The 15,926-nt window shown below is 67.3% G+C and carries 13 protein-coding genes; 6 read left to right on the forward strand and 7 right to left on the reverse strand.

All coding sequences use genetic code 11. The features are described from left to right. Positions 1-3 precede the first annotated feature (3 nt). Together ACH82I_RS07380 and ACH82I_RS07385 are read right to left on the reverse strand one after the other, a co-directional pair. Positions 4-810, reverse strand: coding sequence for an isocitrate lyase/PEP mutase family protein (locus tag ACH82I_RS07380; RefSeq protein ID WP_413336499.1), 807 nt, complete (start codon positions 808-810; stop codon positions 4-6). Continuing rightward, complete coding sequence (locus tag ACH82I_RS07385) at positions 807-1,517, reverse strand: ArsR/SmtB family transcription factor (protein WP_413336500.1); 711 nt, start codon at positions 1,515-1,517, stop codon at positions 807-809. The genes ACH82I_RS07380 and ACH82I_RS07385 overlap by 4 nt, the downstream gene beginning before the upstream one ends. A 73-nt stretch (positions 1,518-1,590) precedes the next feature. Between ACH82I_RS07385 and ACH82I_RS07390 the strand changes: the two genes are divergently transcribed. The 4 genes from ACH82I_RS07390 to ACH82I_RS07405 all read left to right on the forward strand — a co-directional run bounded on the left by ACH82I_RS07390 (position 1,591) and on the right by ACH82I_RS07405 (position 6,182). Continuing rightward, positions 1,591-3,018: a sugar porter family MFS transporter gene (locus ACH82I_RS07390; RefSeq protein WP_413336501.1), complete on the forward strand. Its 1,428-nt coding sequence runs from the start codon at positions 1,591-1,593 to the stop codon at positions 3,016-3,018. A 16-nt stretch (positions 3,019-3,034) separates the two neighbouring features. Beyond that, positions 3,035-3,409: a universal stress protein gene (locus tag ACH82I_RS07395; protein WP_230747927.1), complete on the forward strand. Its 375-nt coding sequence runs from the start codon at positions 3,035-3,037 to the stop codon at positions 3,407-3,409. Positions 3,410-3,479: 70 nt separating this feature from the next. Continuing rightward, a complete protein-coding gene (mgtE, locus tag ACH82I_RS07400; RefSeq protein ID WP_413336502.1) occupies positions 3,480-4,847 on the forward strand; it encodes a magnesium transporter in 1,368 nt (455 codons plus the stop codon). A 66-nt stretch (positions 4,848-4,913) separates the two neighbouring features. Further along, a complete protein-coding gene (locus tag ACH82I_RS07405; protein WP_413336503.1) occupies positions 4,914-6,182 on the forward strand; it encodes a C45 family autoproteolytic acyltransferase/hydolase in 1,269 nt (422 codons plus the stop codon). Between the two features lie 28 nt (positions 6,183-6,210). Here the strand turns inward: ACH82I_RS07405 and ACH82I_RS07410 are convergent, their stop codons facing one another. Together ACH82I_RS07410 and ACH82I_RS07415 are read right to left on the reverse strand one after the other, a co-directional pair. Then, positions 6,211-7,986: an ABC transporter ATP-binding protein gene (locus tag ACH82I_RS07410; protein ID WP_413336504.1), complete on the reverse strand. Its 1,776-nt coding sequence runs from the start codon at positions 7,984-7,986 to the stop codon at positions 6,211-6,213. Beyond that, on the reverse strand, positions 7,983-9,680 hold the full coding sequence (locus ACH82I_RS07415; RefSeq protein WP_413336505.1) for an ABC transporter transmembrane domain-containing protein: 1,698 nt from the start codon (positions 9,678-9,680) through the stop codon (positions 7,983-7,985). The genes ACH82I_RS07410 and ACH82I_RS07415 overlap by 4 nt, the downstream gene beginning before the upstream one ends. 49 nt (positions 9,681-9,729) lie before the next feature. Here ACH82I_RS07415 and ACH82I_RS07420 point away from each other — a divergent pair, with 49 nt between their 5' ends. Together ACH82I_RS07420 and ACH82I_RS07425 are read left to right on the forward strand one after the other, a co-directional pair. After that, positions 9,730-10,629: an oxidoreductase gene (locus ACH82I_RS07420; RefSeq protein WP_413336506.1), complete on the forward strand. Its 900-nt coding sequence runs from the start codon at positions 9,730-9,732 to the stop codon at positions 10,627-10,629. Between the two features lie 39 nt (positions 10,630-10,668). Further along, positions 10,669-11,739 carry an amidohydrolase family protein gene (locus ACH82I_RS07425; protein ID WP_413336507.1) on the forward strand — a complete coding sequence of 357 codons (1,071 nt, stop codon included), beginning with the start codon at positions 10,669-10,671 and terminating at the stop codon, positions 11,737-11,739. On the opposite strand, the gene ACH82I_RS07430 is transcribed toward ACH82I_RS07425, so the two are convergent. The 3 genes from ACH82I_RS07430 to ACH82I_RS07440 are packed head-to-tail and all read right to left on the reverse strand — an operon-like array spanning position 11,732 to position 15,910. Then, positions 11,732-12,928 (reverse strand): acyl-CoA dehydrogenase family protein, encoded by a 1,197-nt coding sequence (locus tag ACH82I_RS07430; RefSeq protein ID WP_413336508.1) that lies wholly within the window; start codon positions 12,926-12,928, stop codon positions 11,732-11,734. The two genes, ACH82I_RS07425 and ACH82I_RS07430, sit on opposite strands and share 8 nt — an antisense overlap. 1 nt (position 12,929) lies before the next feature. Beyond that, entirely contained in the window at positions 12,930-14,183 is a 1,254-nt protein-coding gene (locus ACH82I_RS07435) for a CaiB/BaiF CoA transferase family protein (protein WP_413336509.1), read from the reverse strand. 26 nt (positions 14,184-14,209) lie between these two features. Beyond that, positions 14,210-15,910 (reverse strand): acyl-CoA dehydrogenase family protein, encoded by a 1,701-nt coding sequence (locus tag ACH82I_RS07440; RefSeq protein ID WP_413336510.1) that lies wholly within the window; start codon positions 15,908-15,910, stop codon positions 14,210-14,212. Positions 15,911-15,926 lie beyond the last annotated feature (16 nt).

A 15,926-nucleotide genomic window follows, 5' to 3' on the forward strand; every position in this document is an offset into this window, starting at 1 on the left:
AGGTCATTCGCCCAGCTCCGACACCGCCCGGTAGGACAGCACGCCAGTCGTCTGCGCCGGGCGGTCGAAGTTGAGCCTGCCGAGACTCTCCACCGCAGCTGAGACCGCGGCTCGGTAGAGCAGCGAACCCGTGCTGATCCGCGCCACCCCCGCCTCGGCCAGCTGCCGGCGGCTGAAACGCGGGCTGGCGAGGACGTTGAGCGGCAGCGTCGAGGCCGTGACGATCTGCTCGATGATGTCCACATCGAGATCGCCGGGCACGAAGACCCCGTCCGCCCCGGCATCGGCATAGATACGGAGCCGTTGCACAACCTCGCCGAGGTTGTCCTGCCCAACCCAGTACGTGTCGATCCGTGCGTTGACGAAGAGGTCGGGGAACGCGTCCTTGATCGCGGTGATCTTCGCGGCGAGCACGACGGGTTCGACGAGGCGGCCGCGGGTCGAATCTTCGATGTTGATTCCGGCGACGGCCAGGCCTGTGCCGCTCGGTGCGCCGGGACGGACGAATCGCTCCGCCAGGATGTCGACGACCTCGGCGGGAGTGTCACCGTACCCGTCTTCGAAGTCGCAGGTGAGCAGCCTCTCGGGCAGTACTGTCGCAATCCGGCCGATGAGATCGGCCATGGCTTCAAGGGTCTCGCGGTCCTCATCGACGGTACCGATTCCCGCCGCCACACCGAGACTCGTCGTGCCGACGGCACGGTGACCCGCCTCGACGAACAATCGGGCACTGGCGATGTCCCAGGCGCACGGCAGGATGAACGGCGCCCCGTGGACGTGGAGGCGGTGGAATTCCGGGGTCGAGTTCACAGCTGGGTCACCTCTGCGGTCAGGATCCAGTCGAGCTCGTCCCGACCGGTCGGTGTGAGTGCGAGTGCGCGGCTGCTCGACCGCCGGGAGATCCAGGCCCTGTCGAGAAAGACTCGGCAGAGTTCATCACCGAGCCACCCGCCGAGGTGGGTCCGCCGTTCCGTCCAGTCCAGGCAGGGGCGTGCGACCGAGCGCGCCGATGCCGGAGAGGAAGGAAGATGGATTCCCCACACCTCGGCGAGGCCTGCGCGACCGGAGTCGGTCACGGTCACGGTGTCGTCGATCCACTGCCGGTCGGACAGCGCGGCGAAGATCTGGACGCCGAGGCGACCGGCGATGTGTCTGTAGCAGGTACGGGCCTCGAGGAGGTGATGGTCGCGGGTCTTCGCGGCCAGGGACGGTGCGGATTCGACGCTGCGCCCGGCCAGAGCTCCCGTGTGTTCGAGCCACTCGGCGATGTCGTTCGAGGCCAGCTGGACATAGCGGTGGCGTCCCTGCCTGCGTTCGGCGAGGATGCCGCGGTCGACGAGCATGCTCACGTGTTCCGACATCGACGACAGCGGAATGGACAGGGCCCGGGAGAGCTCCGTGAGCGTCCAGGCCCTGCCGTCGAGGACGCTGATGCAGATCATCACGCGCGTGGGATCGGCGAGTGCCGAGGCGAGGGCGGCGATGTCCGGCGCCGATTCCGGGTAGCTCCTGCTCATGGCTCCATGCTAGAACCCGCTTGCTTCGGCGCGGATCGAAGTGTGTTAGAACGAGAGAGGAAAGGAGGCGTTCGTGTCTTCATCGCCTTATCCCCATCGACAGCGGTTCGACCTGCCGCATGCCGGTTCCGGTCGGCCGGTCCACCGCCTCGGCGTCATCGCCACAGTCGCCACCTTCGGCGGTCTCCTCTTCGGCTACGACACCGGTGTCGTCAACGGCGCGCTCGAGCCGCTGAGTCAGGACTTCGGTCTCACCGCCCTCTCCGAAGGCATGGTCGTCGCCAGCCTCATGATCGGCGCCGCGTTCGGCGCGGTCTTCGGCGGTCGAGTCGCCGACGCCTACGGCAGACGACACACAATTCTCCTGCTCGCCGGGGTCTTCATCATCGGCACCCTCGGCTGCGTGCTCGCCCCGGGCGCGGAGTTCCTCATCGGTTCGCGATTCGTCCTCGGCCTCGCGGTCGGCGGCGCCTCGGCGACCGTCCCCGTCTACCTCGGCGAGATCGCCCCTTCGGAGAAGCGCGGCTCCTTCGTCACTCGCAACGAGCTGATGATCGTCGCCGGTCAGCTCGCCGCATTCATCATCAACGCCGTGATCTTCAACGTCTGGGGCCACGTCGACTCCATCTGGCGCTGGATGCTCCTCGTCGCCCTGCTGCCCGCGATCGCCCTGCTCGTGGGCATGATCTTCCAGCCCGAGAGCCCCCGCTGGCTGATCTCCAAGGGCCGCACCGAGGAGGCGCTCGCGGTGCTCAAGCAGGTCCGTTCCCCCGAACGTGCCGAGGCCGAAGTCGCCGAGGTCACCCACCTCGCCTCCGAGGACGCGAAGCAGTCCACCGGCGGACTGACCGACCTCGGCACCCGGTGGGTGCTGCGGCTGGTCATCATCGGTGCCGGTCTCGGCTTCTTCCAGCAGCTGACCGGCATCAATTCGGTCATGTACTACGGCACGCAGCTGCTCACCAACGCCGGACTCGACTCCGGTGTCGCAATCATCGGCAACATCGCCAACGGCGTCTTCTCCCTGGCCGGCATCTCACTGGGCATGTTCCTGCTCAACAAGCTGCCGCGCCGCGTCATGTTCCTCACCGGCTACGGGCTCATCGCGGTCTTCCACACCCTCATCGCGCTCACCGCGGTCGTCGTCCCGCCGGGACCGGGGCAGGCGTGGACGGTGCTCGTCTTCCTCGTCCTCTTCGTGTTCTCGATGCAGGGCACGGTCGGTCCGCTGACCTGGCTGATGCTCTCGGAGATCTTCCCGATGAAGATCCGCAGCTTCGCAATGGGCATCTGCGTGTTCGTGCTGTGGATCATGAACGCCGTCGTCGCCCAGTTCTTCCCGCCGCTCATCGAGGCGATGGGCATGACCGCGACCTTCGGCATGTTCGCCGGCTTCGCCGTCATCGCCTTCATCTTCCTCTACACACTCCTGCCCGAGACCAAGGACAAGGACCTCGCGGAGTTCGAGCGGGAGTTCAAAGCGAAGTACGGACGGAAGTAGAGAGTAAGGAGTCAGAATGTCAGTCGCAGTTGCCGTCACCGACAGCCCCGAAGGCCGCACGGCTCTCGAGAGCGCCGTGGCCGAGGCGCGCGCCCTGAAGACGGGCCTGCTGCTCGTCAACCTCACCCTCCACGACTTCGCCGACGAGGAGATCCCCCGCGACCTTGAGGTCACACTCATCAATCGCTCCGGCCGCCGGGACCGTGATCCGGTCACCGCGGTCCTCGATGAGCTGGCCGACCACGCCGAGGTGGACCGGCTCGTCCTCGGCGTACGTTCCCGCTCGCGGGTGGGCAAGGTCCTCCTGGGATCCGTGACCCAACGCCTCATCCTCCGCTCCCCCGTCCCGGTACTTACCGTGCGGGTACCGGAGTCCGCGAAGAGGGGCTGAGTCGATCATTGCCCTCGTGGCATAGGGTGGAGGGCGATCACAGTGGCGGCAGGGATGTCAGGAGGCAGTCGTGGCAGATGCGATGGTAGAGAGGTCGGCGGCGGACCGGCTCGAATCCGCACTCTCCGGCCGGGTCGACCGGACCGCGATGGACTCGGTCGCCGATCTCGCCGGGCAGGTCCCCCTCCCGGAACTCACCCGGCTCGTCCACACCACCACTCCCCTGCAGTCGGCCGTCCTCTTCCGCGTGCTCAACAAGGACGAGGCCCTCGCGGTCTTTGAGAATCTGACCCCGGGCTACCAGGCCGAGCTGATCCAGAATCTCCGCGAACCGGAGGTCGCCGACATCGTCGACGGTCTCGACCCCGATGATCGTGCCGAACTCTTCGGTGAGCTGCCCGCGAGCGTTGCCTCCCGCCTGATGAAGGGCCTCGACGCCGAGGAACGAGAGATGACGACGGCGGTCCTCGGCTATCCGAAGTCCGCGATCGGCCGGTACATGTCCCCGGAGGTGCTCAGTCTCCACGAAGATTGGACCTCCGCCGAGGCGATGGAGGTCGTCCGTGCCCGCATCGACGGTCCGGAGACCGTCTACCTGCTGCCTGTCGTCGGTTCCGGACGCGTCCTCCTCGGGGTGATCTCCCTGCGCAACCTCATCGCCGCCGCCGACGAGACGATCATCGGTGAGATGGTGCGCGAATCGATCACGACTCATGCCCAGACCGACCGTGAGGAAGCATCCCGCACGTTCCTCTCCCACCGCCTCATCGCGATGCCGGTCGTCGATGAGGAGAACCGCCTTGTCGGGATCCTCACCATGGATGACGTGCTCGACATCGTCGACGAAGAGGACGCCGAGGACATCGCCCGCTCCAGCGGCTCCGAACCCCTCGACCGCTCCTACCTCTCCTCGAGCATCGTCCGGTTGGTCAAGAGCCGCATCGTGTGGCTCCTCGTCCTCGCGGTCTCGGCGGTCCTCACCGTCCAAGTCCTCGAGGTCTACGAGGACCGCCTCGATCAGGTCGTCATCCTCGCCCTGTTCATCCCCCTGCTCACCGGCACGGGCGGCAACACCGGCAACCAGGCCGCGACCACCGTGACCCGGGCTCTGGCCGTGGGCGAGGTCCGCATCCGTGACCTGGGAAAGGTCATCTGGCGCGAACTGCGCGTCGGTGCGCTGCTCGGTGCCGTGCTCGGCTGCCTCGGCTTCGCCATCGCCGGACTCGTCTACGGCTGGGCGATCGGCCTGGTCATCGGCCTGACCCTGCTCTCGGTGTGCATGATGGCCGCAACCGTGGGCGGGCTGATGCCGATCATCGCGAAGCGGCTCGGAGCCGACCCGGCTGTGTTCTCCAACCCGTTCATCTCCACGTTCTGCGACGCCACCGGACTGATCATCTACTTCACGATCGCCACCACGGTGCTCGGACTGAGCTGAGTCCAGCTCCACAACCACTGTCAAGTTTTTATTGACACCCGATGAGTGTCAACCTAGCCTTGACAAATGACCTCATTCAACTTTTTCGGAATCACCGAAGAACTCCCCTCCACCCGCTGGCAGGCACTGTTCGATACCGTCTGGCCCGCCTATCGGGCGTGGTATCTCCGTGACGGAGATGCCGCTCGACCCAGCCTCGCGGAAGCCGAGGCCCGACTGCGCGAGCACATGCCCGAGCTCGTCCCCACCTGGCGGCGGCTCGTCGAGCTGGCGGGCGGGGACGAGACCGCGGCCCGCATGCTCACCCTGTGGAATCCTCCCCGCTTCCTGCCCGGGTGCTCACAGGTCGCCCTGCAGTCTCCCGAGCCTGCCCTGCTGCGCAACTACGACTACGGGCTCGAGCTGTTCGAGCAGGTCCACGCCTCGACCCGATTCGGCTCCCGCCGGGTGATCGGAACGTCCGACTGCCTGTGGGGTCTGCTCGACGGCATGAACGAGGACGGGCTTGCCGTGTCGCTTGCCTTCGGTGGGCGCCCCGGCGACGGTGACGGATTCGCCGCCCCGCTGGTCGTGCGCTTCCTCCTCGAGGTCGCCGAATCCGTGCCCGAGGCTCTGCGCAGGCTCCAGACGATCCCCGTCTCCATGTACTACAACCTGACCATGATCGACTCCACGGGCACCGCGGCGACCGCCTACGTCGGTCCCGGAATGACCCCGGAGATCATCGAGGATCCGGTCGCGACGAACCACCGCGGACGGCATCCGGAGTTCCCCGACCATGCCCGCCGCTTCCGCAGCGTGGAGCGTCAGGATCTGCTCACCGAGGCGGTGGACCAGGGCTGCGATGTCCAGGAGATGACCGCGAGGATGCTCGGTCCGGGGGTCTTCAGTGCGGACTACGACAACGCATTCGGCACCCTGTACACCGCCGTCTATCTGCCGCTGCGCGGCGAGGTCGAATATCATTGGCACGACCGCACCTGGACCCGCAGCCTGAGCTCGCCCGAGGAGGAGATCATCGTGACCCTCGATGAAGACAGCCCCGAACCGATAGACGTGACCGGACCGTCCGCCGAATCCGATTTCACGGGGCCACCCACGGGCGCGAGCGAGACCTCCGCCGTGGCCGACACGCTGGGCACCGCACGGCAGGCGATCCACGACCTGTCCCACTCGCCGGACCCGGCGGCATTCTCGGCGCTGCTCAGCCTCTCCGCGGAAATCGGCGAGGCCATGGGCACGAGTGCGCGCACGATGGCCGAGCACAATTCCTGGGCCAGGGTGGCCGAGATGGCCGATATCAGCCGTCAGGCGGCCTGGCAGCGCTGGCGCTGAGCGCCGCTGACCGCCGGTGCCGGAGGCCTCAGGCCGACCACGCCGCCCAGAGTTCGGCATAGCGGCCACCGGCGGCGACGAGTTCGGTATGACTGCCCTCTTCGACGACCTCACCGTGTTCCATCACGAGCACCCGGTCGGCGGTCTCCGCCTGGCTGAGGCGGTGGGCCACAATCAACGCCCCGCGTCCGGACAGGGCCGCCCGCGCAGAGCCTTCGAGGACATGGGCACCGGCGGATCCCGCCTCGGCGGTGGCCTCATCGAGGATCGCGAAATCGGGATCTGCGAGCACGAGTCGGGCCAGGGCGATCATCTGCTCCTGCACCGCGCTCAGGCGCATCCCCCCATCGCCGAGCTCCGTGTCCAGACCGTTCGGCAGTGATCGCACCCAGTCCGCACCGACGGTTTCGAGGGCAATGCTGACCGCCTCGGCGGTGGCCGCGGGAACGGGCAGGGAGACGTTCTCCCGCAGGGCGCCGGCGAAGGTGTGGACCTCCTGAGCGACCATCGAGATGTGGGATCGGAGGACGGGTTCGGCCAGTGCTGTCAGCTCCCCCGCCGAGGCGGCACCGTCGTCGACGAGCGCCGCACGTCCGCGTGTCGGCGCCGAGAGTCCCGCGGCGATCCTCGCCAGCGTCGATTTTCCGGCACCGGTGGTGCCGACCACGGCAACGACCTCACCGGGATCGATGCGCAGGCTCACGCCCTTGAGGACATGGTTGTTCGAGTGCGGGTCGGCATCGTAGGTGAACCACAGGTCCTCGAGCAGCAGCGTAGGGGAACTCGAGTCGATATCGATCGAGCGCCTCGGCGAGGTCTGGGCCTCATCGATGACGCCGACCATCCGGGTCAGCGAGGCTCCGGCCGATTGGATCTGGTCGAAGAGGCCGACGAGCGCCCCGATGGGGTTGAACAGGCGGTGGAAGACCAGCGCCGCGGTAGTCACTGCACCGGCGGTGGTCTCACCGAAGTAGACGAGGGCGAACCCCGCGGCCAGAAGCAGGGAGAGGACGACCGCCTCGGCGCGATTGTTGCGGCCGAAGGCCCGGGTGAGGAATCTGAACACATCGATCGAGAGGTCACGGGCCTGCCCGGAGGCCGAGTCGATGCGGGTCATCTCTCCGGCCTCGGCGCGGTAGGCCCGCAGGGTCTGGGCTCCGGTGAGCCCGCCGAGGAGGCGGCCGGCACGTCTGCCGAACGCCGCGCGCTCCTCTTTGTAGATAGGCTCCGACCTGGGCAGATACCAGCGCAGGGTGAGCCAGTACATCGGCAGGGCGACGAGACCGGTGAGGCCGAGACGCCAATCGATGGCGGCCAGCCCGACGGCGGAGACGATGACGACGAGGAGGGATTCGACGACGAGCGGCAGCACCTGCGCGGCGGCTTCGCTGATCTTTCGGGAGTCGTCGGCGACGCGGGAGACGAGGTCCCCGGTGCCGGTGGTCTCGATCCGCTGGGAGGGCAGAGACATGGCCGAATCGACGACCTGGGTGCGCAGTTCGGCGACGACGGGCATGGCGATGTGTGCCAGCGCCCAGGCTCCGATCCAGGTGCCGAGGGCCATGACGATACCGGCGACGGCGACCGCGATCGCGCAGGTCCACACGAGTTCGGAGCCGGCACCGGCGGGCAGCTCGTCGACGAGGCGACCGATCGCCCAGGGTCCGACGAGGCCGGCTCCGGCGTTGGCCATGCCGGCGATGACGAGGAGGACGATCCAGCCGGACCGTGCCCGCAGCAGCGGGGCGAGGTGGGAGAAGGCGCGGCGCCGGGTGGCGATGCTCAGGGTGGTGTGGGCGCTCATCGGGTCACCGCCTGCCGGTAGGCCTCGGACGCTTCGTCGGCGGCGGTGAGCAGCTCCGCGTGGCGGCCGATGAGGACCGGACCGGTCTCGGGTACGAACACCACGGAGTCCGCAGCGGCGAGGAAGGCGGGCGAGCTGGTGAGGATGATCGTTGCGGCGGACTCGGCGGTGCCTCGCAGACGGGTCACCCCCTCGGCGATGCGCGCTTCGGTGACGGCGTCGACGGCGGTCGTCGGTTCGTGGAGGACGAGGATCGACGGGTCGGCGTCGAGTGCTCGAGCGAGCGCCACGCGCTGCCGCTGACCGCCGGAGAGGTTGCCGCCGAGTTCCTGGATGCGGTGATCGAGGCCGCCGTCGACGAGGCCGAGGAGTTCATCGGTGCCCGAAGCGGTGAGCACCTCCTCGGTGACCGGGTGGTCGGTGGTGCCGACGATCATCGTGATGTTCGACCGGATCGTGCCTTCGAACATGTCGACGGTGTGCGGGGACACGATCATCGTGTCCGGCCCCGTGCCCCGGGCATGGGTGGCCAGAGCGCCGAGGAGGTTCGCCGCTGGTTCGGAGGCTTCGGTGACGATGCAGGTCAGGGCCCCGAAATCGGTGGTGAAGTCGACGCTGCGCTCGGCTCCGACGGCCCAGTCGCGCACGGTCAGTGCGGTGTCGTCGAGTCCGATGCGCGGGGTCGGCGTCGCTTCGTTCGAGGAGCCGTCGGTGGTATCGCTGGCTTCGGCGGAATCGATGTCGACGAGCAGTCGGGCGATCCGGCCGGCCGCACCGTGGGATTGGGCGAAGAGTCCGACGATGTCGGCGAGCGCCCGCATGGGTTCGGTGAGGAAGGCGGTCATGCCGAGGATGCCGATGAGGGCGCCGACGCTCATCTGGCCCTCGATGAGGCGCAGGCTCGCGACGATGAGCACGGCGGCGAGCACGATCGACATGACCAGGGCGCCGAGTCCGGCGAGTCGCCCGGTGCGCTCGCCGGTGGCGATGCCGGCGGTGGCCGCCTCGTCGGAGGTGACCCGGTAACGGTCGACGGCCCAGGGTTCGCCGCCCATGGCTTTGATCACGCGGAGTCCGTGCATGAGGTCGGAGGCAGAGCGTCCGGCCCGGGCGACGGCCTCGAGCTGGGTGCCGGCCTTCGCGGAGACGGAGCGGCCGGGCAGGGCGACGATGATCAGTCCGATGGGCACGGCGATGAGGACGACGAGTCCGGTGACAGGGTCGGCGATGAGGAGGAAGACGGCGGCGGTGATCATGCCCAACACCGAGGCGATGCCGCGCCCGGCCTGGGCGAAGGACTGGGCGGCGGTGTCGGCATCGGCCGAAGCGATCGAGAGGACCTCTCCGGAGGCACGGTCGGCGGGCAGGTTCGCCGAGGTCAGCGCCGCATGGGTGATCTCGACCCGCAGGGCATGGGCTTCGTGTTCGCGGGCGGCATTGCAGAAGCGGGAACCGAAGCGGTATCCGAGGCTGAGCACGGTGAAGAGCAGACCGACGCCGATGATCGTGACGATGAGCATCGGCAGCGACAGGGGGATGATCGCCCGGTCGACGACGATGCCGATGGCCACGGGAACGAGCGCTTCACAGACCTGCCACAGCGAGAGCGTGGCCGCCCCGGGGAGCAGGAGTGAAAGGCGTCGCCGAGCGGCTCTGCGGAGGAGTTTCGAACCTGATGAAGGAGTCTGCGGCACGAAGGCTACCCTAACAGTTCGTGCATCTTCAGGGTCTACACTGCCCACTATGCTGCCGATCACCTCTGACCTCGAACACGGATTCCCCGACCTGACAGGGCAGACCTTCGTCATCACCGGGGCCAACAGCGGCCTCGGTCGAGTCAGCGCCCGTGCCCTCGCCGCGCATGGGGCCCACGTCATTCTGGCGGTGCGCAACGTGGAGAAGGGAGCTGCCGCGGCGGCAACCATGAGCGGATCCGTCGAGGTCAGTGAGCTCGATCTGGCCGATCTCGGCTCCGTGCGCGCCTTCGCCGCGGCGCTGGAGACGCCGGTCGACGTCCTCATCAACAATGCGGGCATCATGACCCCTCCCCTGGGCTACACCGTCGATGGCTTCGAATCCCAGTTCGGGACCAACCACCTCGGGCACTTCGCGCTGACAAATCTGCTTCTGCCGCAGATCAGGGCTCGGGTGGTCACGGTCTCTTCGCTGGCCCACCGGCAGGGGTCGATCGATTTCGCCGATCTCAATTGGCAGCGCCGCAGGTACCGGGCGATGAGCGCCTATGCACAGTCGAAGCTCGCGAATCTGCTCTTCACCACCGAGCTCGAACGCCGGCTGACACTCCAGGATTCCGCAGTGATCGCGACGGCGGCTCACCCTGGTCTCGCGGCGACCAATTTGTTCCGATCCGGTGAGCGGCGACGCGTGCGCGACAGTCTCGGCAAGGCACTCACCCGCCTGTTCACCCAACCCGAGGCCGCCGGTGCCGCGCCGGCGCTCAACGCCGCGATCGCCGATGTCCCAGGCAATTCCTACCTGGGCCCAGGCAGCTGGCTCGAGACGCGGGGCGCCCCGGCCTTCGCCGGTCGCGGAGCGGCATCCCTCGACGAGGACGTGGCGCGCCGCCTGTGGAAGGTCTCCGAGGAGCTGACGGGAGTGACCTTTCCCGATTCGCTTCGGTGATTCGACGGGTTTCACAAGCTCGCTGAGTATCGTGGCGTCATGACTGCTCTGCACAATGTGCGTATCTTCGACGTCGATTCTGCCGTCTCCAGTGAGCCCGTCGACATCGAGTTCTCCGAGACAATCACCGCGATCCACCCGGCCGCGGATCCGGATCCGACGTCGGCGGCCACGCTCCTCTCCGGCCTCATCGACACCCACGTCCATCTGAAGTCCCGGGAGCCTCTCGTCGCCGCCGGGGCCGCGGGGTTGACGACGATCGTCGACTTGGGCACGCACCCGGATTCGCTCGTCGCCGATTTCCGGGCCGACGCTGGGATCCCTGCGATCCTCAGTGCCGGTTCGGCCGCCTCGGCGCCGGGCAGCACACAGACCACCGCCATGGGCTTCCCCGCGGAATCCGGGGTCTCCGGACCCGAGGATGCGCAGCGGTTCCTCGACTGGCGGACCGAGAACAACGTCGATCTCATCAGGATCATCATCGAGGATCCCGAGGCCACCGAGGTGCCTGCCCTCGACATTCCGACCCTGCGGGCGCTGGTCGATGGAGCTCACGAGCGCGGACTGCTCACCGTTGCCCACGCAGTCACGGCCGCCGCCTTCGACCGCGGCCTCGACGCGGGGGTCGACGTCCTCACCCACATCCCCTTCGACGGCCCGTTGCGGCCGGAGACGATCGAGCGGATCGTTGAGACGAACACCCTCGTCTCCCCGACCCTGGTGATGATGCGCGCGATCGCCGAGGCCCGCCTCGGCGAGCATGCCGATGCGGCCTTCGGAATGGCCCTGGCGAATGTCCGTGCCCTCCACGAGGCCGGGGTGAAGATCATCGCGGGCACCGATGCGAATGAGACGCCGTTCGCTCCGGTGCCGCACGGCCCATCGCTGCACGACGAATTCGACTATCTCATCGAGGCCGGAATGACCGTCGCCGAGGTGGTCCGGTCGGCCACCTCGGGTGCTGCGGATGCGCTGAGGCCGGGCGATCGCGGACGCATCGTCGAGGGGGCTCGCGCTGATCTGCTGGTCGCAGGCGGAGATCCGCTGGGCGACGTCTCTGCACTGCACTCCCCCGCCGAGGTGTGGGTGGCGGGAACTCAGCTCATCTGAAGGCCTGCTCCCCGGTGATGTGGCGGCCGAGGATGAGGGTGTGGACTTCGTCGGTGCCCTCATAGGTGCGCACGGACTCGAGGTTGTTCGCATGCCGCAGCGGTGAGTATTCGAGGGTGATTCCGTTGCCGCCGAGCATCGTGCGAGCTTCCCGGCAGATGGCGATCGCCTCACGGCAGTTGTTGAGCTTGCCGACCGAGATCTGGACCGGGTCGAGCGTCCCGGCGTCCTTAAGACGTCCGGTCTGGACGGCGACGAGGATCCCCTTCTGAATCTCGAGGACCATGTTCACCAGCTTCTGCTGGGTGATCTGGTAGCCGGCGAGAGGCTTGTCGAACTGGAGACGTTCCTGCGAATACTTCAGCGCGACCTCGTAGGAGTCACGCGCGGCGCCCATGGCGCCCCACATGATTCCGTAACGAGCCTCGTTGAGGCAGGAGAACGGTCCTCTGAGTCCCGTCACTTCGGGCAGGACCGCATCGGCGGGCAGCTGCACCTGCTCGAGGGTGATGTCGCATTGGATGGAGGCGCGCATCGACAGCTTCTGCTCGATCGGAGTGGCGGTGAACCCGGCGGTGTCCGTGGGAACCAGGAAGCCGCGGATGCCCTCATCGGTGGCCGCCCAGATGACGGCGACATCGGCGATCGAGGCCAGACCGATCCAACGCTTGGCACCGTTGAGGGTCCAGGATCCGTCGTCACTGCGGATCGCGGTGGTGGCCATGGACCCGGGGTCGGATCCGGCGGTGGGTTCGGTCAGACCGAAGCAGCCGATGATCTCGCCCTTGGCCATGCCGGGCAGGTAGCGGTTCTTCTGTTCCTCGGAGCCGAACTTGTGGATCGCCGACATCGCCAGCGATCCCTGCACCGAGACGAAGGTGCGCAGACCGGAGTCCCCGGCTTCGAGCTCGAGTGCGGCGAGTCCGTACTCGACGGCCGAGCGGCCGGGGCAGCCGTAGCCGTGCAAGTGCATACCCAGCAGCCCGAGTTCGCCCATCTCGGCCACGATCTCTCGCGGGAAGACCGCGTTCTCATACCAGTCGGCGATGTTCGGGCGGAAGCGCTCATCGACGAAGGCTCGGACTGTGTCGCGCAGGGCGATCTCGGACTCGCTGAAGAGTCCCTCGAGGTTGAGCAGGTCGGAGTTCTCGCTGCTGGAGTTCGCGCGAGTGAAAGCGGTCGTAGTCATGTCAGGCTCCTGTGGTGGTGGCGATCGTCTGCGGTCCTGCTGCGCCGAGGTGGTCGTCCCTGTCGCGACCGAGGATCTCGTCCGTATCGGCGCCGAGTTCGGGTGGTGCCGAGCGCACGGGTGGGCGAACTCCGTTGAAATTCACGGGGAAGGCCACCTGGCGCATCGGCCCGGCAGTGGGGTGGTCGACGGTCTGAACCATGCCCAGAGCCTCGGTCTGCGGATCGGCGTAGACCTCATCGAGGTGCTTGATCGGCGCCGCCGGGACCCCCGCTGCAGAGAACAGTTCGCACCACTCGTCGACCGACCTCGTCCGCAGCGTCTTCGACAGCTCCTCGTTGACATAGTCGCGGTGGACCAGCCTGCCCGCATTGGCGGAGATCCGCTCGTCCTCGCCGAGGTCAGAGCGGTCGATGGCGGTGCAGAGACGCTGCCACAGGGAGTCGTTGCCGATGGCGATGACGAAGTAGTCATCGGCGGCCGGATACGCCTGATAGGGCACGAGGTTGGGGTGGCCCGAACCGAGAGCATGAGGGCGTCTGCCATCGGCGAAGTAGTTCGTCGCCCAGTTCACGTGCAGCGCCAGCTGCCCCTCATACAGAGAGGTCGTCAGGTACTGTCCTCTGCCGGTGCGGCTGCGCTCGAAGAGAGCGGAGACCACACCGATGATCCCGAACAGACCGGCACCGAGGTCGCCCATCGCGAATCCGGCCTTCATCGGTGGCCCGCCGGGCTCACCGGTCAGAGACATCAGTCCCCCGCGTGCCTGGGCGACCATGTCATAGCCGGGTTCGTCGCGCATCGGTCCGTGATCCCCATACGCGGAGATGTGGAGGATGACGAGGTGCGGGAACTTCGCCGACAGCTCCTGATAGTCGAAGATCGTCTGCAGTGAGCTGCCGGGTCGGAAGTTCTCGACGAGCACATCGGCCTCGGCAAGCAGTTCGTGCACCTGTGCCTGTCCCCGTTCGGATTTGAGGTCGATGGTCACAGACTTCTTGCTGTGGTTGGCCGCATGGAAGTACGTGGCGTCGGCACCGACCATCGGCGGGCCCCAGGCCCGCGTGGGGTCCCCGCCATTCGGATGTTCGACCTTGATGACCTCGGCGCCGAGGTCGGCCAGCGACATGGTGGCGTAGGGGCCGGCGAGGATCTTCGAGAGGTCGATGACGCGCACTCCGGACAGCGGGCCTTCGAAGGTGGCCGCAGCGGAGTTCGCTGTCTCCCGTGTGGATTCGGATTCTGTGGTTCTCACGATGTGCTCCAGACTTTCGTGTGGCCTCATGCCACAGGCGTCAGTGTGGTCGAGGCTGCGACCTCGCGGGACACTGCCACTCCGTCGACGATGTCCTCGAAATGGGACAGGAGACGCGCCACAGCTGTGTCATCGCGGGCGATGGCGCCCGCGATGAAGGCCTTGGCGACGAGAAGTGTGCGATAGTTCTCCTCGCGAGCGACCTCGCCGCCCGCCTGTTCGAGCAGCAGCGTCGCCATGATGAGCTGTGCCAGGTCGTCGGCGTAGTTGCCGATGAGTGCCTCGGCCTCAGACTGTGCGGCCAACAGCGCGTCTCCACGGGAGACGATGGCCTCCCACCGACTCAGCAGCTCACGGATCTCGGAGTCCGCCTCGGCGAGGGTGCTGTCGTTGAGCTTCGCGGTCATCGACTGCGCCAACAGGCGGTGCGTGTTCTGCTTGCGCAGGCAGCGCAGCACGTCGAGGGCAATGACGTTGCTCGAGCCCTCCCAGATGGAGCCGAGGTGGGAATCGCGGACGAGGCGGGCGTCGGGCCATTCCTCGATGTAGCCGCGGCCGCCGCGGACTTCCATCGCCTCCCCGGCGACGAAGCGCACGCGTTTGCAGATGTAATGCTTGGCCAGCGGAGTGAGCACGCGGATCTGAGCCGCGGCGTCCGCATCTCCGGCATCGCCGCGCTGCAGCATGTCACCGGAGTGGAAGACGAGCCCCAGGGCGGCCTCGGCCTCGGCCTGCAGCGGCAGCAGGGTCATGCGCATGAGCGGCGCTTTGACGAGCGGCTCGCCGAAGACGACGCGGGTGCGGGCGTGGGCGAGCGCCTCGTTGATGGACCTGCGCATGAGTGCCGTGGCTCGCATCGCATTGGACAGGCGAGAGGTGTTGACCATCTCCGCCATCTGCCGGAAGCCGCGCTCGAGCGCCCCGACCTGGACGGCGTAGGCTCCGTTGAGCGTGACCTCTCCGCTGGGCATCGACCGGGTGCCGAGTTTGTCCTTGAGACGGTCGATGACATAGGAGTTCTTCGTCCCGTCCGGGCGCCGCTTGGGCAGCATGAACAGTCCGACGCCGCGGGTGGAGTCCTCTCCTCCGGGGAAGCGGGCGAGAGTGAGGATGATGTCGGCGTCGGGGTTGGAGGCGAACCATTTGCGGCCGGACAGCGTCCAGTTCTCACCGTCGCGTTCGGCGACGGTCGATGTCTGGGCGATGTCGGTGCCGGCTTGGATCTCGGTCATGAACATGGCCCCGGTGAATCGGTGCTCGGGATCGGTCGAGATCAGACGCTCGACCGCCTCGGCGATCTGCTCGCCTTCGCCGAACTTCCGCAGGGTCCGTGCGGCGGCATCGGTCATGGACACCGGGCAGGCGAGACCGAACTCGGCCTGCACGAAGACGTAGGAGAGGATGTACTTGATCAGATGCGGGGGCGCCTCGTCCCAGCCGTGCAGTCCACGGTGGGACAGCGCGGAGAGCCCGTACTCCTCGTAGGCGGCCTTCTGCAGCTCCTGGTAGCTCGCGTGGTAGTCGATGGCATCGACCCGGTCGCCCTCTCGATCGAACTGGGCCAGGGTCGGCGGGTTCTTGTCCGCGACATCGGCGAGCGGGGCCAGGCGCTCGGCCGCGTCGGTGCCAAGCGCGCTGAGCACTGGGGCAAGCAGTGCGCGGTCGGCCGGGTCGAGGTAGGACTCGATAAGCGGTGCGAGGGCGGGGTCGAGATCGACGTAGTTCATCTGTCCTTCTGTGTTC

It is taken from the genome of Brevibacterium sp. GP-SGM9 (assembly GCF_047300845.1).
In the GTDB taxonomy this organism is placed as follows: Bacteria; Actinomycetota; Actinomycetes; order Actinomycetales; family Brevibacteriaceae; genus Brevibacterium.

What these genes read in the sequence shown, in the direction of transcription:
- ACH82I_RS07420 (WP_413336506.1), top strand. Translation starts at nt 9,730, where the DNA reads ATGCTGCCGATCACCTCTGACCTCGAACACGGATTCCCCGACCTGACA.
- ACH82I_RS07430 (WP_413336508.1), bottom strand. Translation starts at nt 12,928, where the DNA reads ATGACTACGACCGCTTTCACTCGCGCGAACTCCAGCAGCGAGAACTCC.
- ACH82I_RS07395 (WP_230747927.1), top strand. Translation starts at nt 3,035, where the DNA reads ATGTCAGTCGCAGTTGCCGTCACCGACAGCCCCGAAGGCCGCACGGCT.
- ACH82I_RS07410 (WP_413336504.1), bottom strand. Translation starts at nt 7,986, where the DNA reads ATGAGCGCCCACACCACCCTGAGCATCGCCACCCGGCGCCGCGCCTTC.
- ACH82I_RS07440 (WP_413336510.1), bottom strand. Translation starts at nt 15,910, where the DNA reads ATGAACTACGTCGATCTCGACCCCGCCCTCGCACCGCTTATCGAGTCC.
- ACH82I_RS07385 (WP_413336500.1), bottom strand. Translation starts at nt 1,517, where the DNA reads ATGAGCAGGAGCTACCCGGAATCGGCGCCGGACATCGCCGCCCTCGCC.
- ACH82I_RS07405 (WP_413336503.1), top strand. Translation starts at nt 4,914, where the DNA reads ATGACCTCATTCAACTTTTTCGGAATCACCGAAGAACTCCCCTCCACC.
- ACH82I_RS07425 (WP_413336507.1), top strand. Translation starts at nt 10,669, where the DNA reads ATGACTGCTCTGCACAATGTGCGTATCTTCGACGTCGATTCTGCCGTC.